Raw genomic sequence first — 20281 nt, 5'->3', positions numbered from 1 at the left:
TCAACCCATGCCGATCGATATCCTGATGCCGGCCCTGTCGCCCACGATGACCGAGGGCAAGCTGGCGAAGTGGGTGAAGAAGGAAGGCGACACGATCAAGGCGGGCGACGTCATCGCCGAGATCGAGACCGACAAGGCCACCATGGAAGTGGAGGCCGTGGACGAGGGCACGCTGGGCAAGATCCTGGTTGCCGAGGGCACCGAGGGCGTGGCGGTGAACGCCAAGATCGCCATCCTGCTGGAAGAGGGCGAGAGCGCCGACGCCCTGACCGCCGCGCCCAAGCCCGCCGCCCCGGCGCCGGCCCCCGCGGCTGCCAAGGCTGAAGCGGCCGCCCCGGCCCCGGCCAAGACCGAGGCTCCGGCCGCCGCCGCTCCGGCCGCTCCGGCCCCGGCCCACGACGGCAACCGCGTGTTCGCCAGCCCGCTGGCCCGCCGCATGGCCGCCCAGTCCGGTCTGGACCTGGCCAAGGTGTCCGGTACCGGTCCGTCCGGCCGCATCGTGAAGGCCGACGTGGAGGCCGCGCTGAAGGGTGGGGCCGCCAAGGCTGCCCCCGCCGCCGCCCCCACCGCCGCCGCCCCCACCGCTGCCGCTCCGGCTGCTGCCCCGGCGCCTGCCGCTGCTGCCGCGCCCGCTGCTCCCAAGGGCATCGACGCCAAGGCTTTGGCCGACAAGCTGGGCATGAAGTACAAGGTCCTGCCCAACAGCGGCATGCGCAAGACCATCGCCAAGCGCCTGACCGAGGCGTGGCAGACCATTCCGCACTTCGGCCTGTCGGTCGATTGCGAGATCGACAGCCTGCTGGCGCTGCGCGCCCAGCTGAACGAGAAGTCGGGCGAGAAGGTCTCGGTCAACGACTTTGTCGTGAAGGCCGTGGCCGTGGCCCTACGCAAGGTGCCGGAGGCCAACGTTTCCTGGCACGAGGACGGCATCCTGCAGTATGAGGGCGTGGACGTCTCCGTGGCCGTGGCCACCGACGGCGGCCTGATCACACCCATCGTCAAGAACGCCGACCAGAAGGGCCTGGCCACCATCTCCGCCGAGGTGAAGGCCTTGGCGCAGAAGGCCAAGGAAGGCAAGCTGAAGCCCGAGGAATTCCAGGGCGGCACCTTCAGCGTGTCCAACCTGGGCATGTTCGGGATCAAGAGCTTCACCTCCATCATCAACCCGCCGCAGAGCTGCATCCTGTCCGTGGGTGCCGGTGAGAAGCGGCCGGTGGTCAAGGGCGACGCCCTGGCCGTGGCCACGGTGATGAGCCTGACGCTGACGGTGGACCACCGCTCGGTCGACGGGGCCGTGGGTGCGAAGTACCTGCAGGTCCTGAAGAAGCTGATCGAAGACCCCATCACGCTGATGCTGTGATGCGCATCCCCGGGGGCGTCCGACGCCTCCGGGGATTTTCTCTTGTCGTTGACCAAAAGCGCTTTGGGTGATCGCCCGACCTTGGGGGCGGGCCCGGCGCCTTTTGAGGGGAACAGACCGAAATGGCCGATACCGAATTCGACGTGGTGGTCCTGGGCGCCGGTCCCGGCGGCTATGTCGCCGCCATCCGCGCCGCCCAGCTGGGCCTGAAGGCCGCCGTGGTGGAACGCGAGCATCTGGGCGGCATCTGCCTGAACTGGGGCTGCATCCCGACCAAGGCCCTGCTGCGCTCCGCCGAAATCTACGGCTACATGAAGCATGCCGACGCCTATGGGCTGACCGTCAGCGGCGTGGGCTTCGACCTGCCCAAGGTGGTGAAGCGGTCGCGCCAGGTGGCGAACCAGCTGTCCGCCGGCGTGAAGGGCCTGCTGAAGAAGAACAAGGTGCCGGTGTTCGACGGCACGGGCAAGCTGGCCGGCGGCGGCAAGCTGACCGTGACGGCCAAGGACGGCGCCACCACGACGCTGTCGGGCAAGCACATCATCATCGCCACCGGCGCCCGCGCCCGTTCCCTGCCGGGGCTGGAGCCGGACGGCAAGTTCGTCTGGTCGTACAAGGAGGCCCTGGTCCCCGACACCATGCCGAAGTCGCTGCTGGTCGTGGGCTCCGGCGCCATCGGTATCGAATTCGCCAGCTTCTTCCGCACCCTGGGTGCGGAGGTGACGGTGGTGGAGGTCATGGACCGCGTCCTGCCGGTGGAGGATGAGGAAATCTCCGCCTTCGCCCGCAAGCAGTTCGAAAAGCAGGGCATGAAGATCATCACCGGCGCCAAGGTGACCAAGCTGGACAAGGGCGCCACCACGGTGACGGCCCATGTCGAGGTGGGCGGCAAGGTGGAGACCCTGACGGTCGAGCGCGTGATCACCGCCGTCGGCATCCAGGCCAACACCGAGAACATCGGCCTGGAGAACACCAAGGTGAAGCTGGACCGCGGCCACATCGTGACCGACGGCTACCTGCGCACGGATGAGCCGGGCGTCTACGCCATCGGCGACGTGGCCGGTGCCCCCTGGCTGGCCCACAAGGCCAGCCACGAGGGCGTGATCTGCGTGGAGAAGATCGCCGGCGTGAAGGACGTCCACCCGATGGACAAGCTGAACATCCCGGGCTGCACCTACTGCAACCCGCAGGTGGCCAGCGTCGGCCTGACCGAAGCCAAGGCCAAGGCCGCCGGCCATGAGGTCAAGGTTGGCCGCTTCCCCTTCATCGGCAACGGCAAGGCCATCGCCCTGGGCGAGGCCGAGGGCCTGGTGAAGACGGTGTTCGACGCCAAGACCGGCGAACTGCTGGGCGCTCACATGGTCGGTGCGGAGGTGACCGAGCTGATCCAGGGCTACGTCGTCGGCAAGACCTTGGAGACCACCGAGGCCGAGCTGATGCACACCATCTTCGCCCACCCGACCCTGTCGGAAATGATGCATGAGTCGGTGCTGGCCGCCTACGGCCGCGCGATTCATTATTAAGTTTCCCTCAGGTGCCGGGCGCGGCCATCCGGCCGCTTGGCTTCCTCGCTCCGTCCTCCGGTACTCGCTCCGGCGGATGCAGTCGCAGCCTACAACGGCATGAGGCGAGCCCTCATGCCGTTGGTAAGGTGAGGGGCCGCCGGGCTTTTGATATCGGGGCCGGAGCGGAGGGGCGATGCATGCGTGGGGTTCGCCCGGCGCACTTGGCCTTCCGCTCCGGCCCCCTTATGTTTCAGGAACATTCGTTTCAAAGGCTGCATGCCCATGACCGCCGACAAGATCCGCCACCCGGAAAAGCAGAACCGTCCGGACAACCCCATCCAGCGCAAGCCGGAGTGGTTGCGGGTGAAGGCCCCGGCTGGCGGCGTGTTCAACGAGACGCGCAACCTGATGCGCGGCCTGAAGCTGAACACGGTGTGCGAGGAGGCGGCCTGCCCGAACATTGGTGAGTGCTGGAAACAGCGCCACGCCACCTTCATGATCCTGGGCGCGGTCTGCACCCGTGCCTGCGCCTTCTGCAACGTGGCGACCGGCCGCCCCGACCTGCTGGACCCGCACGAGCCCGACAACGTGGGCGAGGCCGTGGCCCGCATGAAGCTGCAGCATGTGGTGGTCACCTCCGTCGACCGCGACGACCTGCCCGACGGCGGGGCCGAGCATTTCGCCAAAACCATCCGCTCCATCCGCCGCCAGGCCCCCGGCGTCACCATTGAGGTGCTGACGCCCGACTTCATGAAGAAGCAGGGCGCCATCGAGACGGTGGTGGAGGCCCGCCCCGACGTCTTCAACCATAATTTGGAGACGGTGCCGCGCCTGTACCCCACCATCCGCCCCGGTGCCCGCTACTTCACCTCGCTGTCGCTGCTGTCGCGGGTGCGGGAGCTGGACCCCAGCATCTTCACCAAGTCCGGCATCATGGTCGGCCTGGGCGAGACGAAGGAGGAGGTGGGGCAGGTGATGGACGACCTGCGCGCGGCGGACGTGGACTTCATCACCATCGGCCAGTACCTGGCGCCCACGCCCAAGCACGCGCCGGTGGACCGCTTTGTTACCCCCGATGAATTCGCCAGCTATGCAACCGTGGCCCGGGGCAAGGGGTTCCTGATGGTGTCCAGCTCGCCCCTGACCCGCAGCAGCCACCATGCCGGCGATGATTTCGTGAAGCTGCGCGAGGCCCGCGAGGCGAAGCTGGCCGGCCGTCCCGTGCCGTCCCAGACGGTTCCCGGGGGGACCGCCGCCGAAGCCGCCGCCGAGTAAGCCTGATGCCCACCCATGCCGAGAAGCGCGTCCTGCCCTACACGCCGGAACAGCTGTTCCAGCTGGTGGCGGATGTGGAGAAATATCCGGAATTCCTGCCCTGGGCGGTGGCGGCCCGCATCCGCCGGCGCGAGGGCGACACCTTCTGGGCCGACCTGGTGATCGGCTTCAAGATGGTGCGCGAACGCTTCACCTCCAAGGTGACGTTGAGCGAGCCCGGCCGGCGCATCGACGTGGCCTACACCGACGGCCCCTTCCACTACCTGAACAACCACTGGATCTTCGAGCCGCACGCCGACGGCTGCCTGCTGGACTTCTACGTGGATTTCGAATTCCGCAACGTCATCCTGCAGAAGATCATCGGCGCCCTGTTCGGCGAGGCGGTGCGCCGCATGGTCGCCGCCTTCGAAGGCCGGGCGCACCAGTTGTACGGCACGCCCGGCGGCCGGCCGGTGGGGGCGGTCTGACGGCATATACCGCGCATCGTTGACGCGATGCCGTATCCCTCCCATTTGATGGTTTCGTCCGGATTGTCTAGACTGCGCGAGATGGGACGGAGTTACAGCGATGCTCAAGGTGTCAGCGGCTGATTTCCAGCGAGATATCGGGCGGTATCAGGACATCGCTCTGCGGGAGCCGGTGGCGGTCACCCGTGAGGGACGCACCTCCACCGTTCTGATCTCCACCGAGGAATATATGCGCCTGAAGCGCCGAGATCGCCAGGTGCTCGGCCTGGACGACTTCACGGATGCGGATATCGAGGCGCTGGAACGATCCCGGCCTGATCCGGCGGCGAAGGCATTCGACGCCGAAGTACCGCGCTAAGCCGTGGCCTTCCCAAAACCTGTGCAAGGCCTCGTGCTGCGCTACAGCTACCTGTGGCAGCGGGAATACTTGCGAGGCCAGGACGAAGGCGTCAAGGATCGGCCCTGTGCCGTCATTCTGGTAACCACCACCGATGACGGCGATGAGGTGGTGACGGTTTTGCCAATCACCCACACGCCGCCGTCAAACCCGGATAATGTCGTGGAGATCCCCCCTGCCACCAAACGACGTCTGGGGATGGATGATGAGCGGTCCTGGGTGGTTCTGACTGAGGCGAACCGGTTTGCATGGCCCGGGCCTGACTTGCGTCCTCTTCACGCTGATGATGCGGCCAGCGTTGCCTATGGGCTGTTGCCCCATGCGCTGATGGAGACAATCCGCTTGAAATTCATCAGTTTGCTGAAACGGCGTCGGAGCGCCGTTCTCCGCCGGACGGAGTAGGTCGCAAGGGCTCGGCGTTCTATCAAGGCCCATCCACCCGCCAATCGGTGCGCTCTGTGACGAAGTCGCGGAAGGCGCGCACGCTTGCCCGCCGGGGTTCGATCACCTCCAGGCGGATGGCACCGTCGCCGTCCAGGTCCACGTCCAGGAACAGCACGGGGGCGCCGGTTTGGGCCCCGAAGCGAAACAGGTTGGGGGACAGCGCCACGCGGATGGGGCCGCGCGTCCCGCCGTCCGCCACCGGGCGGTAGGACTGGTCGGGATAGGCGACGATCACCTGGCCCTGGCGCAGCCGTGCGCGCGCCGCGACCAGGCAGCGGCCGTCCACCGGAATCACCGCCACCGGCCGGCGGCAGCCCCATCCCCAGCCGCTGGTGTCTCCCCGGGCGATCAGGCTGTAGTCCAGGTCCATCCCTTCCAAGGCCCCGCCGATGGCATCGGTCAGCCCAAAATGGGCGGTCAGTAGCAGCAGGCCGCGCCTGGGCCGGCGGTGACGGGCCAGCGCGTCGAAGCCCACCAGGCGCAGGCGGGGCTGGACATGGCCCTGTCGTGTCATGGCCGACATCAGCCACAGCAGCGCCTCGGTGGTCCAGCCCCGTTCCAGGACATGGGGGGCCAGCCTGTCCAGCAAGGGGCCGCCCCACCGCCCCACCAGGTGGGCGCAGAACAATGCCCGCTCATAGGCGGCGGCCGGATCGCCGCCGACCAGCAGCAGGCGGGCCAGCACGTGCACGCCCCGGCGGAGAAGGCCCAGGGCCACCCGCTGCCAGCGCCGCAGCGGCGGCGGGGGCAGGGTGGCGGCGTCGGGAAAGTAGGGGCTGGATGACGACCCCTGCGTGGCGCCGGCCGGCAGTTCCCGGTACGCGCGCGCCGGCGGCACGGACGTCGGGGCGGGCATCGGTCGCGCTGGGAAAATTGGCAGGGGCATGGGGGATCACGGTTGGGCGACGACCGACCATAACCGGAAGCCGCGTGGGTGATAAGCCATAAGACTGTACGAACGATGCTTCGCGATTAATCGTTCGGGTAGGAAGCATAGGGCGCCCGCATCCTTTAACGCCGGCTTAAATTTTGATGATCCGCCAGTGCCCTGGTATGGTTACCCCCAACGTGGGGACCATAAGCAGGCAGGACGGGAATGAGGAAATCTGTGACGCGCGCGCTGGCGGGCGCGCTGCTGGCCGGGTGCGCGCTGACGGCGCTGGGGGCTTCAGCCCAGGTGGGGAACGGCCAGGGAAGCGGCCAGGAGAAGAAGCCCCTCACGCATGAGACCCTGTGGATGATGAAGCGCGTCGGCGCGCCCATCACCAGCCCCAACGGCAAATGGGTGCTGTTCTCCATGGTCGAGCCATCGTATGAGCAGGACAAGGCGGTCACCGACCTGTGGCTGGTGCCCACGGATGGCAGCGCCCCGCCCCGGCGTCTGACCAACACCAAGGCCGGGGAGAACGACCCCGTCTGGTCGCCCGATAGCGCCAGCATCGCCTTCGCCACCAAGCGCGAGGGTGACGAGGTCGAGCAGATCTACGTGCTGGACCTGGCCCAGGGCGGGGAGGCGCGGCGCGTCACCACCCTGTCCACCGGCGCCAGCCACCCGCAGTGGCGCCCCGACGGCAAGGCCATCCTGTTCGAGAGCCGTGTTTTCCCCGGTGCCACGGACGACGAGGCCAACAAGAAGATCGCGGCGGAGCGCAAAGCCCGCAAATACAACGTCCGCACTTATGAGCACTTCCCCATCCGCTACTGGAACGAATGGCTGGACGACAGGCAGCCGACGGTGATGGTGCAGGGGCTGGAGCCGGGGGCCGTGGCCAAGGATATCCTGTCGCCCACCGCCTTCGCCCACACCGACGGCTTCGGTGGCGCGCAGGGCGAGACCACCACCTCCCTGGCGCCGATCTGGAGCCCGGACGGCAGCGAGATCATCATCCAGGCGACCCTGGAGCGGTGGAACGCCGCCTTCGCCCACGTTGGCCACCATCTCTACCGCTTGCCCGCTACCGGTGGGGCGGAGCCCCGGGAGATCACCTCCACCCGGGGTGAGTATGGCCACGCGGCCTTCAGCCCGGATGGCAAGAGCCTGTACTTCACCTTCACGCCCGATACCGACGCGGTCTACAACCTGGCGCGCCTGTCCAAGGTGTCCTGGCCCGCCGGCGGTGCCGCCACCGTGGTCGCCCGTGATTTCGACCGGCAGCCCGCGCAGTTCGCCATCTCACCCGACAGCCGCACGGTCTATCTGCTGGCCCCGGAAGCGGCGGGGGAGAACCTGTACAGCGTGCCGGCCGACGGCGGCAAGCCAGTGCTGGTCGCCCAGCCCCGGATCGGTGGCTATACCGCGCTGTCCCTGCCCAGGAGTGGCAAGACCCAGTTGATCGCCCAGTACGGCAGCTCCGTGAACCCGGCGGAGATCGTGAAGATCGACCCGTCGGGCCCTTCAACCGGTAAAGGCGGGGATGAGAAGGGCGGCCACACCAACCTGACGGAGATCGATACCGCCGTGGCCGCCGGCATCGACTGGCAGCCGCCACGGCACTTCACCACGGTGAACGCGGAAGGCCGCACCATCCACAGCATGATCGTGTTGCCGCCCAACTTCGATCCCAACAAGAAGTACCCGCTGTTCGTCTTCATCCACGGCGGGGCCGCCAGCAACAACCCGGACCAGATCGGCCTGCGCTGGAATTATCACCTGCTGGCGGCCAGCGCCGGCGGCACCGTCATCCTGATGACGGACTACACCGGCTCCACCGGCTTCGGCGAAGCCTTCTCCCAGGCCATCAAGCTGGACCCGCTGAAAGGCCCGGCGGAGGAGATCAACCAGGCGGCGGACGAGGCGATCAGGCGCTTCCCCTTCATCGACGCCAGCCGCCAGTGCGCCGGCGGCGCCAGCTACGGCGGCCACCTGACCAATTGGCTGGAGGCCACCACCACCCGCTATCGCTGCCTGGTCAGCCACGCGGGCGAGGTCGACCTGCTGACCCAATGGGGCGAAAGCGACGCCATCTATAACCGCGAGCTGAACAACGGCGGCCCGCCCTGGGAAGGCAATCCCATCTGGCGCGAGCAGAGCGCCATCACCTACGCCGCCAACTGGAAGACGCCCATGCTGATGAGCATCGGTGAGCGTGACTACCGCGTGCCCCTGGGCAACACGCTGGAGGCCTGGGCGGTGCTGCAGCGTCAGCACGTGCCCAGCCGCCTGCTGGTCTGGCCCGACGCCTGGCACTGGATCACCAAGCCGGAGGACAGCCGCCACTTCTATCAGGAGGTGGGGGACTGGCTGGCGAAGTACCTGAAGAACTAAGAGGGAAGAGCTCAGGGAAAGGGGTCGGGCCGCAAGGTTCGGCCTTTTTCAGTCATCCATGAACAAGCGACTGCCAACGATACCGCGCTTCGGGAAATTCATCCGGAAACTGGTACTGCCAAGCGTGAATTCCGCCGAAGTGTGTCGGGCGTGTGCTGTGACTCTGGGAAGGATAAGCATATCCTTGTCGAAGGTGACGACCTTGCCGGCCAAGGTGTAGGGCTCGAGCGTTTTCTGAATATAGGCATGGTCCGCTTGGCCATCCGAGGAGCTTGCGGCCGCGCCTGAGGCCGCTGTCCAGTAGCCATCGATGTAAATGACCGCATTTGGAAATGCCCGCGTACCCTTGGGTGACAGCCCGTCGATTGTATTGCCGTGGATGAAGTCCAGCAGAATCATATTTACTTGTTCAGGGATGCATCCTTCGGAGCGAATACGGGCGGGTAGCGAGTCCACGAAGCCATTGCTGATTTTCAGGATCAGATACGGGCCGGTGCGAAACAGTAGGGCGGCGTTGGGCAACAGCCTGAAGGTAAAGTCTTCCGACGCGGCTTGCGGGAGGCAGTTGCCTGGATCCGGCAACTGTGCGCTTGCAATGCCACCGGACGCCGCCGTCAAAGTAAGAGCGAGTGTGAACAGGCGTGTCTTAATCATCCAATCCCTTCCCCTCCAGGATCTTCGGCGCCAGCTTTTCGATGCGCACCTCGCGCGTCTTCGCCTGCTTGGCGCTGGAGAAATGCAGCAGGTAGGCCCGCTGGCGCCCGGGCGTCAGCGCCTCGAAGGCGGATTTCAGGGCCGCGTCACCGTCCAGCTTGGCCTGGAATTCCTGCGGCATCGTGAAGTCGGCGGTCTTCTTCATCTCCACCGTCTGGCCGGATTTCTCCACCGCGATGGCGGCCCTGATGTAGGCCTCCAGGTCCTCGGCCATGTCGGCGATCTGCGGGGCGCTGGTGAAGCGGATCTGCCGGGCGGCCTGCACGTTCTCCGTCTGCTGGACCAGGATATCCTTGGGGTCCGGCATCAGGGCGCCCTTGAAGAACAGGAAGGCGCAGTAGTCTTTGAAGCCGTGGATCAGCACGACGTTGGCGCCCCCGGCGGTATAGCAGGGGTTGCCCCATTTGAAGTCTTCCGCCAGGTCACAGGAAAGGGCGATGGCGCGCAGCCGCCGGAATTCCTCCCGCCATTTGGTCGCCCGCTCCAGGTAGGCGTCGACCTTGGGGTTCAGCGTGTTTTCCGTCATGGGCGCCGCCTGGTGGGAAGTCCTGGACCGGGAGTATGCCCGTTCCCCGCCCGCCTTCCCAGCGATCACCTCCACGGACGTTCCGGCCACCCTTCGGTCAGCCGATGCGGGAGGGGGGCACCGCTTAAGGATAGGGGCTGATCCACAGGGGCTACCGCTTCGTATGCGATCATCCTGGCGACGGCAGTCCAACGCCGTTCGCAGGGTGTATTGGGACTGCGTGAAGGTGGGTTATGGACGGCTACGACAGCCGCGCCCCTGACGGGTGCGCCGTGGTTGTGGGAACGGGCGGCCTGGGACGGGCCTTGGCGGGGGCCCTGGACGCGCGGGGCGGCCACGTCCGGGTGATGCTGGCGGGGCGCGGGGGGGAGCCGTTCTGCGATCTCACGGATGAGCAAACGGTGGCGGCGCTGGCCCACCGGGTGTGGGACACGGGCCTGCCGTTGCGCACCGTGATCATCGCCACGGGTTTCCTCCATGGGCCGGGACCCAATCCACACCAGGTCTTCGCACCGGAAAAGACGTGGCGCCACCTGGATCCCGGTCACATGGCCCATGCCTTCGCCGTGAACGCCATCGGCCCCGCCCTGGTGGCCAAGCACCTGCTGCCCCTGTTCCCCGCCAGCCGCCGCTGCGTTTTCGCCGCCCTGTCGGCGAAGGTCGGCTCCATCGGCGACAACCAGACGGGGGGTTGGTACGCCTACCGTGCCAGCAAGGCCGCGCTGAACCAGATCATCCGCACCGCCTCCATCGAGTTGGCCCGCAGCCGCCCGCTATCGCTCTGCGTCGCCATACATCCCGGCACGGTCGAGACGCCGTTGTCGGCCCCCCACGCCAAGGCCGGCCTGACCGTGCGCCAGCCCGACCAGGCCGCCGCCCGGATCCTGGATACCCTGGACGGGCTGCATCCCGAGGACAGCGGTCGTTTCTGGTCCTACGACGGCAAGGAGTTGCCGTGGTGAGGATCAGGCGGCGGCGACCATCGCCCAGTCCAGCCCGAAGCGCTGCAGGTACTTCCGCAACCGGTCGGCGTCGTTCGATGACGCGCGGCGGGTGCGCGAGGCGCTGAAGAGGGTGCGGCCGGCCTCCGACAGGCTGCGGCAGGTGCGGCAGACACGGACGACCTCGGCCAACTGCACCCGGTCGAACGGGTCCAGGTCCGCCATCGCCTCATCGCCCAGCAGGGCCGCCAGCCCGTCATCGGCGGGTGCTCCGCTGGCGGACCACAGCCGGCGCAGGCGGGTGATCTCCTGGTCCACCGTCTCCTGGTCGATGCGGGCGCTGGGCGCCAGGGTGGCCATGCGGGTGATGCTGGCGGCCAGGTCGCGGAAGTTGCCGGGCCAGGGCGCCTCCGGCCCGGTGGCGAAGGTGAGATAGCGCGCGCGGGCCTCTTTGTTGAAGGTCACGCGCTGGCCGTCGCGCTGGGCATGGCGGTCCAGCTCATAATCCAGGTTGGGGGCGATGTCCTCCCGCCGTTGGGCCAAGCCGGGCAGGGTGAAGGTCCACAGGTTCAGGCGGGCGTAAAGGTCGTCGCGGAAGGCGCCGCGCGCCACGGCGGCACTCAAGTCCCGGTTGGTGCCGGCGATCAGCTGGAAGTCCGACGCCACCTCCTTGTCCGATCCCACGGGCAGGAAGCGCTTGTCCTCGATGGCGCGCAGGATCATGGCCTGTTCGTCCAGGCCCAGTTCCCCGATCTCATCCAGGAACAGCATGCCGGTGTCGGCGGCGCGCAGCAGCCCGGGCCGGTCACTGACGGCGCCGGTGAAGGCGCCCTTGCGATGGCCGAACAGGGCGGACATGGCGCCCTCGCCCCGCAGGGTGGCGCAGTTCACCTCGACGAACGGGCCCGCCACCTGGTGCTTCTGCCGCTTCAGTTCATAGACGCGGCGGGCCAGGTGGCTCTTGCCGGCGCCCGTGGGGCCCATCAGCAGCAACGGGGTCCGGCTGCGCAGGGCCACGCGCTCGATCTCATCGATCATGCGGTTGAAGGCGGCGTTGCGCGTGTCGATGCCGGATTTGAGAAAGGAGGAGCCCTCCGCCGCCGCCGCCGCGAAGCGGGTGGCGATGCTGTCATACCGTGACAGGTCCAGGTCGATGGCGCCCCACTCCCCGGCGGGATTGATGCCTTCGCCGCGCGCCGGCTGGGTCTGCAGCAGGCGGCCGGGCAGGAAGCGCGCCTCCGTCAGCAGGAACAGGCAGATCTGGATGACGTGGGTGCCGGTGGTGATGTGGACCAGATAGTCCTCCCGCTCCGGCTCGAACGGGAAGGCGCGGGCGAAGTCCAGCAGCTTGCCGTAGACCTCCTCGAAGTCCCAAGGGTTGGTGAAGCCCAGGGTGCGCCGCTCCACCGTGGTTTCCGGCGACACCGTGCGGATGTCCTCCACCACCTGGTCGGCCAGGCGGTCGTGCCGTTCGCCATGCAGCAGGACGAAGCGGTCGACGCGCAAATCCTCATGCATGCAGATGCCCACGGTGGGTCGCCATTTCTGCCAGCGGCTGGGGCCGAACTTGGCGGCGTCCAGCGTGGAGCCCAGGAAGCCGATGACGGTGAGGGGGCGGGGCATCGGGTTTATCCAATTTTATAAATTCGTATCGAATAATATCAGATTTTTCATATGAGTGAAAGCGGCCGGTATCTACGCGTTTTCCAGAAGAAGAATTAATATTGTTATTTATCAATGAGATGGAAATTTCTCCGTTGCGTCTGCCTAGGCTGGCACGGCCGTTGCTTTGTCTCCTGGCGTCGGATCGGGGCCGCCGGGATGCGCCGGCGGCCCCCGGGGCGGGAAGCCCCAAGAGGAAAGGAGTGAGGACCATGGCCAACAAGCAGCTGTTCGCGTCGATGATCGCGAAGTTCATGCCGGACACCCGCAACCATGAGGGCGCGCCGGCCTACAGCTATGGTCCGGAGCACAAGCTGGCCCAACTCGCCGCCACCGGCACCCTGAACGACGGCTTCTACGGCACGGCCGAGGCGCAGTTGGCCGAGGTGCTGGCCGTGGCCGCCACGGTGGACCCGCTGTTCGTGGCCAAGGCCGCCGTCTATGCCCGCACCAAGGGCGTGATGAAGGACATGCCGGCGCTGCTGGCCGCGTGGCTGACCGTGGCCGATCCCGACCTGTCGGTGGCCGTGTTCCGCCGCGTCATCGACAACGGCCGCATGCTGCGCACCTTCGTGCAGATCATGCGGTCGGGCGTGGTGGGTCGCACCTCCCTGGGCACCCGGCCCAAGCGCCTGGTGAAGCAGTGGCTGGAGCAGGCGTCCATGGCCCAGCTGATGCGGACGGCCACGGGCAAGGACCCGTCGCTGGCCGACATCGTGAAGATGGTCCACCCCAAGCCGGTCGACGCCGGCGCCCGCGCCTTCTACGGCTGGCTGATCGGCAAGCCCTACGACGTGGCGGCGCTGCCGGCGGAGATCGCGGCGTTCGAGGCCTGGAAACGGGACCGCGCGCTGCCGCTGCCGCCGGTGCCCTTCGAATGGCTGACGGCGGAGCCGTTGACCGCCCACCAGTGGGCGGAGGTGGCGGATCGCATGGGTTGGCAGGCGCTGCGCATGAACCTGAACACCCTGGCGCGCCACGGCGCGTTCGCGGTGGAAGGGTTGGCGGAGCGTGTCGCCGCCCGGCTGGCGGACGCCGAAGCCATCGCCAAGGCCCGTGTCCTGCCCTATCAGCTGATGGCGGCGCGGGGCATGGTGGGGGAGGGCGTGCCGCCGGTGGTGGTCGCGGCGCTGGAAACGGCGCTGGAGCTGTCGCTGGCGTCCGTGCCCCTGCTGCCCGGCCGGGTGGTGGTGTGTCCCGACGTGTCGGGGTCCATGGCCAGCCCCGTCACCGGCTATCGCAAGGGCGCCACGACAGCGGTGCGCTGCATCGATGTCGCGGCCTTGGTGGCGGCGGCGGTGATGCGTCGCAATCCCGGCGCCCTGGTGCTGCCGTTCGAGACCAAGGTGGTGCCCCTGGATCTGGACCCCCGGGCCCCGGTCTCGGCGAACGCCGCCAAGCTGGCCGCCATCGGTGGCGGCGGGACCACCGTGTCCGCCCCGCTGGCGTGGGTGAACGGCCAGCGGGCGGTGGCGGACCTGGTGATCATCGTCTCGGACAACCAGTCCTGGGTCGACGCCCGGCGCCATGGCGCCACGGCGACGATGCGGGAGTGGGACCAGCTGAAGCGGCGCTGCCCCCGGGCCAAGCTGGTCTGCATCGACCTGCAGCCCTATGGCACCACCCAGGCGCTGGAGCGCCCCGACATCCTGAATGTCGGCGGCTTCTCCGACGCCGTGTTCGAAACCCTGGCCCGCTTCGCCGCCGGCGCTGCGAGCCGGGATTGGGTTGCGGAGGTGAGTGCCACGGTCGTCTGACCGGGGGCCAAGCGTTGAAGGTCGTGGCGAATGCTGGATGGGACTACATCCTCCACCGAAGCCCGTGGTAGAGCGCCCGGCCCGCGAGGGACGGGAGATGCGGTTCGAGCCCGCCTTGGAAATGTAGCTCAAAGGGCGGTTCCATCCCCCCTGGTCGCCACGACCTTTCAACCTTGCCCCGGTCATCGCCGGTGAATGCGGTGAGGAGTACAGAAGGCATGGCCGAAAGGTCTGCGGTTCGACTCCGCTATCTCCCCGCCTTCCTCGTCACCGGCACACTTTTTGGGGCTTTTCAATGGGTGCTGGCGAATGCTGGCCGGACTACAGGTAAGAGCGCCCGCCCCAAAGGCGGGAGGTCGGCGGTTCAAACCCGCCTCCGGGAAACCGGATAGCTCAGTCAAAAAAGGTCCGGCCACCCCTCGTCGCCAGCACCCGTTTTCTAGAATTCATGGACGTGCGGCAACCGGGCGAATGCCGCGGGGAACTACAGTGTTGCCGGTTCGAGCCCGGCCGGGCGCCCGCCTTCCGGTGCCCGTAGCTCAATGGGTAGAGCATGTGCCGTTTCCAGCACTCCCTCGTCGCCACCTTGGCCGCACGCTGTTAGAGATATGAACGACTTGAAGGAAATGACCATGAGTGAACATGGCTTCGAAGTGACGGTGGCCGATGGCGCCGTGCCCATCAAGATGTGGACCAAGGGCGTGGCCGTGGACGACCAGGCCCGTGCCCAGCTGGCGCGGGTGGCGCGCCTGCCCTTCGTGTTCAAGCATGTGGCCGCCATGCCCGATGTCCATGTCGGCATCGGCGCCACCGTGGGGTCCGTCATCCCCACCCAGGGCGCCATCATCCCGGCGGCGGTGGGCGTGGATATCGGCTGCGGCATGATGGCGGCCCGTACCTCGCTGGCGGCAAGCGACCTGCCGGACAACCTCTCGGGACTGCGTACCGCCATCGAGCGGGCCGTGCCTCATGGCCGGGACGTGGGGCGCGGCCGGCGCGACAGTGGTTCCTGGGGCGATCCGCCCGCCGACATCGTGGCGGCGTGGGGCACCCTGGCCGAGCGCTTCGCCCGCATCACCGCCAAGTATCCCAAGCTGGCCGGCGCCAACACGCTGGTGCATCTGGGGACGCTGGGCACCGGCAACCATTTCATCGAACTGTGCCTGGATGAGGGCGGCCAGGTGTGGGTGATGCTGCATTCCGGGTCGCGCGGCATCGGCAACGCCATCGGCAGCTTCTTTATCGAACTGGCGAAGAAGGACATGCGCCGCTGGTTCATCAACCTGCCGGATGAGGACCTGGCCTACTTTCCCGAAGGCACCGACCACTTCGGCGACTATGTCGAGGCGGTGGGCTGGGCCCAGGATTTCGCCGCGCTGAACCGGCGCATGATGATGACCAACGTCATCGCCGCGATGCGCACCGTCATCACCAAACCGTTCGACGCGGCGATGGAGGCCATCAACTGCCACCACAACTACGTCCAGCGGGAACGCCACTTCGACCGCAACGTCCTGGTCACCCGCAAGGGGGCGGTGAACGCGGCCGAGGGGGTGATGGGCATCATCCCGGGGTCCATGGGCGCCAAGTCCTTCATCGTGCGGGGAAAGGGGAACGCGGAGGCGTTCAACAGCTGCTCCCACGGGGCCGGGCGCCTGATGTCCCGGCATGAGGCCAAGCGGCGCTTCACGCTGGAGGACCACGCCCACGCCACCGAGGGGGTGGAGTGTCGCAAGGACGCCGACGTCATCGATGAGACGCCGGCCGCCTACAAACCCATCGAGGCTGTCATGGCGGCGCAGGCCGACCTGGTGGAAATCGTGCATACGTTGAAACAGGTCTTGTGCGTGAAGGGCTGACGCCCTTACGCACGGGGAAACAGGTGCATGCGTGAAGGGCTGACGCCCTTCACGCGACCTGTGGGGGGGGTATCGTGATCATCATTGATGGATCGGAAGGCGAGGGCGGCGGGCAGGTGTTGCGCACCGCGCTGGCCCTGTCGCTGGTGACGGGCCAGGCCTTCCGCATCGACAACATCCGCGCCAAGCGGGAGAAGCCCGGCCTGATGCGCCAGCATCTGACGGCGGTGGAGGCCATCTGCGCCATTGGCGGCGCCACCGCCGACGGGGCGGCCATCGGCGCCTCCAGCCTGGTGTTCACGCCGGGCCGGGTGAGGGCCGGCGCCTACACCTTCGCCGTGGGCACGGCCGGCAGCACCAGCATGGTGCTTCAGGCTGTCCTGCCGCCCCTGATGCTGGCAGACGGGCCGTCATCGTTGGTGCTGGAGGGCGGGACGCATGCCCATGCCGCCCCGCCCTTCGACTTCACGGCCCAGACCCTGCTGCCGCTGCTGGCCCGCATGGGGCCGGTGGTGGCGGCCACCCTGGTGCGCCCCGGCTTCTATCCCGTGGGGGGAGGACGGGTGGAGGTGTCGGTGGCGCCGGCGCCCCTGCGGCCGCTGGAATTGGTTGAGCGTGGACCGTTGCGTGGGGTGCGCGGCCGGGCGCTGCTGTCCAACCTGCCACTCAACATCGGGGAGCGTGAGGTGGCGGCGGCGCGCCGGGTGCTGGACTGGCCCGATGAGGCCTGGGGCGTGGAGGAGTTGGTGGACGGCCGCGGTCCCGGCAACATCCTGATGCTGGCGGCGGCGTTCGACCAGGTGACGGAGGTGGTCAGCGCCGTGGGCCGCGTCGGCGTGCGGGCGGAGGATATCGGCCGCCAGACGGCCAACCGCATGGCCGGCTACATCGCGTCGGGCGCCTTCGCCGGCCCCTACCTGGCGGACCAGTTGCTGGTGCCCCTGGCGCTGGCCGGTGGCGGCCGCTTCACCACCGTGCGGCCGACGCAGCACAGCCTGACGGCCGCCGCCGTCATCCGCCGCTTCCTGGACCGGGACATCCGGTTTGAGGCGCGGGAGGACGGCACGCATCTGGTGACGGTGGCGTAGGCTCGGGGCGCCTATTTCGTCAGCGCCGTCACCTTGACCGCCGTCTGCGGTCCGGGGGTGATGGTGGTGCCGGTGGCGTCGGGTATGAAGCGGATGGGCACCTCGATCTTCCGGGTGCAGGTGTGCAGGGTCCATACCTCCCGCCAGGGCGGGGACTTGCCGCCGGGGGCGGGTGCCGCCTCCCGGTCCACGAAGCGGGTGTCAGCCACGTATTCACGGGCGCACCCTTCCTCCGTGGCGCCGGGCGTGACCTTCAGCAGTTGGTCCACCAACGGGATGGCGTCGCGTTGCAGCAGCACGTCGGCGTGGGTGTCGCCGGGCAGCAGGGCGCCCATGGAGATGGCCTGGCCGGCCTGCCGCCATCCCAGCACGTTCAGGGTGCGGGTGACACCGCAGCCCGCCAGCGTCACCCGCTGGCGCCAGATGCCGGTCAGCAGCTGGCCGGCGGCGTCGAACACCAGCGGCTGGAACACGGCCACGTCGGTCGAGGCGGTGGCTTGGGCGCCGGGGCAGGGATTGTTCATGACCACCGCCGACTGCTGGGCGGTGGCCAGGGTCATCTGCCGAACGCCGGGGTCGGCGAACAGCCGGGCCGTGTTGGCCTGGTCGTCGGCCACGGCCGTGCCGGTGCTCAGGGCCAGGGCGAGGGCGGTGGCGATCCCAGTGCGCTTCATGGTGTCATTCTCCCAGGCTGTATTGCGCCGGTTCCCACACATAGCCCTTGGGATCGGCCTTGCCGTCGGTGGCGTCCTTGGGCCGGATATGGCCGATGCCGGGGAAGGAGATGTGGGCGGCGGCCACCCAGTAGCCGTCCTTGGCGGCCTCGGCGAAGATCCGGGCCCGTTCCTTGGCGGCGGCGGGGCTGTCGCTGTCGAATTGGATGGTGGTGGCCGGGGTGTCGAACTGCACGGCGGCCACATGCATCAGGTCGCCCCAGAACAGCATTTTCTGGCCCTTGCTCTCGACGGCGTAGGTGGAATGGCCCGGCGTGTGGCCATGGGCCGGAAGGGCGGTGACGCCGGGGAACAGCGGGGTCACGCCGTCGAAGGTTTTCAGCTTGCCAGCGGCGGCATAGGCGTCCAGCAGCTTATGCGCGGTGGTGAAGCCACGCTTCCCATCCGCCGTGGCCTTGGCCTCCGCCTCCGGGTTCAGCCAATGGCCCTTTTCCGCCGCGTCGATATAGACGGTGGCGTTGGGGAAGGTCGGCTGGCCGTTCGTCATCAGGCCGCCGATATGGTCGCTGTGCATATGGGTGACCAGGACGGCGTCCACCTGATCGGGGGCGTAGCCGGCGGCCTTGAGATTGGCCAGCAGGTGGCTGGGCGCCTGGGGCCCAGCCAGGCCGTTCAGGCCGGTGTCGACCAGGATCAATTGCGCGCCGGTGTTGATCAGGAAAACGTTGACCGAGGTGGGCGTCGGGCTGGGCTGATGATTGCGCGCCAACGCCGCCGTCACCTTGGCCGGCGTGGTGTTGGTCATCAGCTTGTCCATGGGCAGCGTCAGGACCGTGTCATTCAGCGCCGTGATCTCGAAATCCCCCAGCATCAGGCGGTAGTAGCCCGGCGCCTGGGTTTTCACCTGGGGGGCCGCGGCGTGGGCCGTCAAGGGCAGGGCCACCAGGGACAGCGGCAAGGGAGCAACGGCCAGAGCCAGGGCCAGACCGAGGGAACGCGGCGACATGGGGGACAACTCCGGAAAGCGGCCCAGAAAGGCGGGGCCGTGAAGGCGGCACAGGGCGCCAGACTATGCCCCAGTCTCCACGGCGCGCAACCGGGGCGCGGCCTTGGCGCCCCCCTTTCCCCTGCGGTCAGGCGTCCTGGGCCCTCGGTTGACGCGGGGACGACCCATCCCCCAAGCTGTCAGGGGGAACGGGCCGGGGGGATGGAATGCGTGGGCGTGTCGTGGGGGTGCTGGCCTGCTCGCTGCTGCTCATGACGGCACCGGTGCTGGCGGATGATCTGGTTCATCTCACGGCCCGGCCGCAGGTCCCGCCTCCAGTGGCGGAGAGGGCCGCTGGTCCTGCGCGGCTGGGAGATGGCACCATCTTCATTCCCGGATCCTACCGGCCGGGCCAGCCCTCGCCGCTGCTGGTGGTCCTGCATGGCGCCAGCCAGCGCGGCGCCGACATGCTGCGCCTGTTCCTGCCGGTGGCGGAGGCGCGTGGCGTGATCGTGGTGGCGCCGGATTCGGAAGACTACACTTGGGATATGCTGGCCGCCCGCAAGCGGGGGGTGGATGGGCGCTGGGGCCCCCGCTACGCCAATGATCCTGCCCGCATCGATGCCCTTCTGGCCCAGGTTTTCGCCCGTTATGCCGTCGATCCAGCCCGGGTGGCACTGGCGGGCTTCTCCGACGGGGCGACCTACGCCCTGTCGCTGGGGCCGGAAAACCTGGATCTGTTCCACACCCTCATTGCCTTCTCCCCCGGCGCCATCGCGCCGCCCCACACCCGGGGCGATGCGCCCGGCGGGCCCCCGGTGCGCGTCCTCATCAGCCATGGCAAGGCTGACCGGGTGCTGCCGCTGGAGGAGACGGCGCGGTCCACCGTGCCGGTCCTGAAGCGGCACGGCTTCCCGGTGGAGCTTCAGACCTTCGACGGCGGTCATGAGATGTCGCCGGAGAGGGTGGACGGCGCGCTGCGATGGTGGCTAGGCGGGCCCTGACGGGGCCGCTTCCCGCTGCTCCCGGGCGGTGTCGGCCAAGCCGGCGCGCAGTGCTTTCCAGGCCTTCGTCACCGCGATGCGGGGTAGATGGAGAAGGAAGCGCGCGGCGGTCGCTACCGTGGGCATCAGCACCAGGTCCAGATAGACCTCTTCATGGATGTCGATGAGCCGCCGCAGGAACGGCGCCTTCGCCTTATGACGGGAAATGGGCGCGTGGATCGCCTGTCCCGCTGCCCGGCGGAGCAGCCAAGGCGCGCGCTGGGGGGCGAAAGCAGCAGGGCGGCATCCGGGATGTAGCGCCGCGCCATGGCGTTGTAGAGCGCCGCATCCTCATCATCCCATGGCGGCACAGCAACCG

General features: G+C 68.0%; 19 protein-coding genes. 12 read left to right on the top strand and 7 right to left on the bottom strand.

Annotation, left to right across the window (positions count from 1 at the left end):
- Positions 1 to 7: 7 nt before the first annotated feature.
- From I55_RS30260 to I55_RS30235, 6 genes are all read left to right on the top strand, one after another.
- Positions 8 to 1360: a pyruvate dehydrogenase complex dihydrolipoamide acetyltransferase gene (locus tag I55_RS30260; protein WP_044564439.1), complete on the top strand. Its 1353-nt coding sequence runs from the start codon at positions 8 to 10 to the stop codon at positions 1358 to 1360.
- Between the two features lie 122 nt (positions 1361 to 1482).
- Positions 1483 to 2883 carry a dihydrolipoyl dehydrogenase gene (gene lpdA, locus I55_RS30255; RefSeq protein WP_044564438.1) on the top strand — a complete coding sequence of 467 codons (1401 nt, stop codon included), beginning with the start codon at positions 1483 to 1485 and terminating at the stop codon, positions 2881 to 2883.
- A gap of 258 nt (positions 2884 to 3141) precedes the next feature.
- On the top strand, positions 3142 to 4140 hold the full coding sequence (gene lipA, locus I55_RS30250; RefSeq protein ID WP_044564437.1) for a lipoyl synthase: 999 nt from the start codon (positions 3142 to 3144) through the stop codon (positions 4138 to 4140).
- A gap of 5 nt (positions 4141 to 4145) precedes the next feature.
- Positions 4146 to 4607, top strand: a complete 462-nt coding sequence (locus I55_RS30245; protein ID WP_044564436.1) for a type II toxin-antitoxin system RatA family toxin — start codon at positions 4146 to 4148, stop codon at positions 4605 to 4607.
- A 100-nt stretch (positions 4608 to 4707) separates the two neighbouring features.
- A complete protein-coding gene (locus I55_RS30240) occupies positions 4708 to 4965 on the top strand; it encodes a type II toxin-antitoxin system Phd/YefM family antitoxin (RefSeq protein ID WP_044564435.1) in 258 nt (85 codons plus the stop codon).
- Positions 4966 to 4998: 33 nt separating this feature from the next.
- Positions 4999 to 5406 (top strand): hypothetical protein, encoded by a 408-nt coding sequence (locus I55_RS30235; protein WP_252181374.1) that lies wholly within the window; start codon positions 4999 to 5001, stop codon positions 5404 to 5406.
- A 22-nt stretch (positions 5407 to 5428) separates the two neighbouring features.
- On the opposite strand, the gene I55_RS35545 is transcribed toward I55_RS30235, so the two are convergent.
- Positions 5429 to 6304: a hypothetical protein gene (locus I55_RS35545; protein WP_044564433.1), complete on the bottom strand. Its 876-nt coding sequence runs from the start codon at positions 6302 to 6304 to the stop codon at positions 5429 to 5431.
- Positions 6305 to 6544: 240 nt separating this feature from the next.
- Here I55_RS35545 and I55_RS30225 point away from each other — a divergent pair, with 240 nt between their 5' ends.
- Positions 6545 to 8713, top strand: a complete 2169-nt coding sequence (locus I55_RS30225; RefSeq protein ID WP_064742557.1) for a S9 family peptidase — start codon at positions 6545 to 6547, stop codon at positions 8711 to 8713.
- Between the two features lie 48 nt (positions 8714 to 8761).
- Here I55_RS30225 and I55_RS36535 read toward each other — a convergent pair whose 3' ends face one another.
- Together I55_RS36535 and I55_RS30215 are read right to left on the bottom strand one after the other, a co-directional pair.
- Entirely contained in the window at positions 8762 to 9367 is a 606-nt protein-coding gene (locus I55_RS36535; RefSeq protein WP_148294055.1) for a hypothetical protein, read from the bottom strand.
- Entirely contained in the window at positions 9360 to 9953 is a 594-nt protein-coding gene (locus tag I55_RS30215) for a YdeI family protein (RefSeq protein WP_044564431.1), read from the bottom strand. The genes I55_RS36535 and I55_RS30215 overlap by 8 nt, the downstream gene beginning before the upstream one ends.
- A 233-nt stretch (positions 9954 to 10186) precedes the next feature.
- Here I55_RS30215 and I55_RS30210 point away from each other — a divergent pair, with 233 nt between their 5' ends.
- Positions 10187 to 10915 (top strand): SDR family NAD(P)-dependent oxidoreductase, encoded by a 729-nt coding sequence (locus tag I55_RS30210; protein WP_044564430.1) that lies wholly within the window; start codon positions 10187 to 10189, stop codon positions 10913 to 10915.
- Between the two features lie 3 nt (positions 10916 to 10918).
- Here I55_RS30210 and rtcR read toward each other — a convergent pair whose 3' ends face one another.
- On the bottom strand, positions 10919 to 12517 hold the full coding sequence (rtcR, locus tag I55_RS30205; RefSeq protein ID WP_044564429.1) for an RNA repair transcriptional activator RtcR: 1599 nt from the start codon (positions 12515 to 12517) through the stop codon (positions 10919 to 10921).
- Between the two features lie 251 nt (positions 12518 to 12768).
- On the opposite strand from rtcR, the gene I55_RS30200 reads away from it, so the two are divergent.
- From I55_RS30200 to rtcA, 3 genes are all read left to right on the top strand, one after another.
- Positions 12769 to 14313 carry a TROVE domain-containing protein gene (locus tag I55_RS30200; RefSeq protein WP_044564428.1) on the top strand — a complete coding sequence of 515 codons (1545 nt, stop codon included), beginning with the start codon at positions 12769 to 12771 and terminating at the stop codon, positions 14311 to 14313.
- Positions 14314 to 14945: 632 nt separating this feature from the next.
- Positions 14946 to 16172 (top strand): RtcB family protein, encoded by a 1227-nt coding sequence (locus I55_RS30195; RefSeq protein ID WP_044564441.1) that lies wholly within the window; start codon positions 14946 to 14948, stop codon positions 16170 to 16172.
- 74 nt (positions 16173 to 16246) lie between these two features.
- Positions 16247 to 17260, top strand: a complete 1014-nt coding sequence (gene rtcA, locus I55_RS30190; RefSeq protein WP_044564427.1) for an RNA 3'-terminal phosphate cyclase — start codon at positions 16247 to 16249, stop codon at positions 17258 to 17260.
- 11 nt (positions 17261 to 17271) lie between these two features.
- Here the strand turns inward: rtcA and I55_RS30185 are convergent, their stop codons facing one another.
- Both I55_RS30185 and I55_RS30180 read right to left on the bottom strand, forming a co-directional pair.
- Positions 17272 to 17934, bottom strand: coding sequence for a hypothetical protein (locus I55_RS30185; RefSeq protein WP_044564426.1), 663 nt, complete (start codon positions 17932 to 17934; stop codon positions 17272 to 17274).
- A gap of 4 nt (positions 17935 to 17938) precedes the next feature.
- Entirely contained in the window at positions 17939 to 18940 is a 1002-nt protein-coding gene (locus I55_RS30180) for an MBL fold metallo-hydrolase (protein WP_044564425.1), read from the bottom strand.
- A gap of 206 nt (positions 18941 to 19146) precedes the next feature.
- Between I55_RS30180 and I55_RS30175 the strand changes: the two genes are divergently transcribed.
- Entirely contained in the window at positions 19147 to 19923 is a 777-nt protein-coding gene (locus I55_RS30175) for an alpha/beta hydrolase (RefSeq protein ID WP_085940149.1), read from the top strand.
- Here I55_RS30175 and I55_RS37445 read toward each other — a convergent pair.
- Positions 19909 to 20049, bottom strand: coding sequence for a hypothetical protein (locus tag I55_RS37445; protein ID WP_159107304.1), 141 nt, complete (start codon positions 20047 to 20049; stop codon positions 19909 to 19911). The two genes, I55_RS30175 and I55_RS37445, sit on opposite strands and share 15 nt — an antisense overlap.
- Positions 20050 to 20281 lie beyond the last annotated feature (232 nt).

Origin of the sequence: Azospirillum sp. B4, from assembly GCF_000333275.1 — a bacterium.
GTDB lineage: Bacteria > Pseudomonadota > Alphaproteobacteria > Azospirillales > Azospirillaceae > Nitrospirillum.
Note: the sequence above shows the minus strand (reverse complement) of the source record. Positions and strands in the feature narration are given on the sequence as shown.

Excerpts from the sequence above, each read along its gene's own strand:
- I55_RS30215 (WP_044564431.1), bottom strand. The coding sequence starts at position 9,953 with ATGACGGAAAACACGCTGAACCCCAAGGTCGACGCCTACCTGGAGCGG.
- I55_RS30175 (WP_085940149.1), top strand. The coding sequence starts at position 19,147 with ATGCGTGGGCGTGTCGTGGGGGTGCTGGCCTGCTCGCTGCTGCTCATG.
- I55_RS30260 (WP_044564439.1), top strand. The coding sequence starts at position 8 with ATGCCGATCGATATCCTGATGCCGGCCCTGTCGCCCACGATGACCGAG.
- I55_RS30180 (WP_044564425.1), bottom strand. The coding sequence starts at position 18,940 with ATGTCGCCGCGTTCCCTCGGTCTGGCCCTGGCTCTGGCCGTTGCTCCC.
- I55_RS30195 (WP_044564441.1), top strand. The coding sequence starts at position 14,946 with ATGAGTGAACATGGCTTCGAAGTGACGGTGGCCGATGGCGCCGTGCCC.
- I55_RS37445 (WP_159107304.1), bottom strand. The coding sequence starts at position 20,049 with ATGCCCACGGTAGCGACCGCCGCGCGCTTCCTTCTCCATCTACCCCGC.
- I55_RS30225 (WP_064742557.1), top strand. The coding sequence starts at position 6,545 with ATGAGGAAATCTGTGACGCGCGCGCTGGCGGGCGCGCTGCTGGCCGGG.
- lipA (WP_044564437.1), top strand. The coding sequence starts at position 3,142 with ATGCCCATGACCGCCGACAAGATCCGCCACCCGGAAAAGCAGAACCGT.
- I55_RS35545 (WP_044564433.1), bottom strand. The coding sequence starts at position 6,304 with ATGCCCGCCCCGACGTCCGTGCCGCCGGCGCGCGCGTACCGGGAACTG.
- I55_RS36535 (WP_148294055.1), bottom strand. The coding sequence starts at position 9,367 with ATGATTAAGACACGCCTGTTCACACTCGCTCTTACTTTGACGGCGGCG.
- I55_RS30245 (WP_044564436.1), top strand. The coding sequence starts at position 4,146 with ATGCCCACCCATGCCGAGAAGCGCGTCCTGCCCTACACGCCGGAACAG.
- I55_RS30200 (WP_044564428.1), top strand. The coding sequence starts at position 12,769 with ATGGCCAACAAGCAGCTGTTCGCGTCGATGATCGCGAAGTTCATGCCG.
- I55_RS30240 (WP_044564435.1), top strand. The coding sequence starts at position 4,708 with ATGCTCAAGGTGTCAGCGGCTGATTTCCAGCGAGATATCGGGCGGTAT.
- rtcR (WP_044564429.1), bottom strand. The coding sequence starts at position 12,517 with ATGCCCCGCCCCCTCACCGTCATCGGCTTCCTGGGCTCCACGCTGGAC.
- lpdA (WP_044564438.1), top strand. The coding sequence starts at position 1,483 with ATGGCCGATACCGAATTCGACGTGGTGGTCCTGGGCGCCGGTCCCGGC.
- I55_RS30185 (WP_044564426.1), bottom strand. The coding sequence starts at position 17,934 with ATGAAGCGCACTGGGATCGCCACCGCCCTCGCCCTGGCCCTGAGCACC.
- I55_RS30210 (WP_044564430.1), top strand. The coding sequence starts at position 10,187 with ATGGACGGCTACGACAGCCGCGCCCCTGACGGGTGCGCCGTGGTTGTG.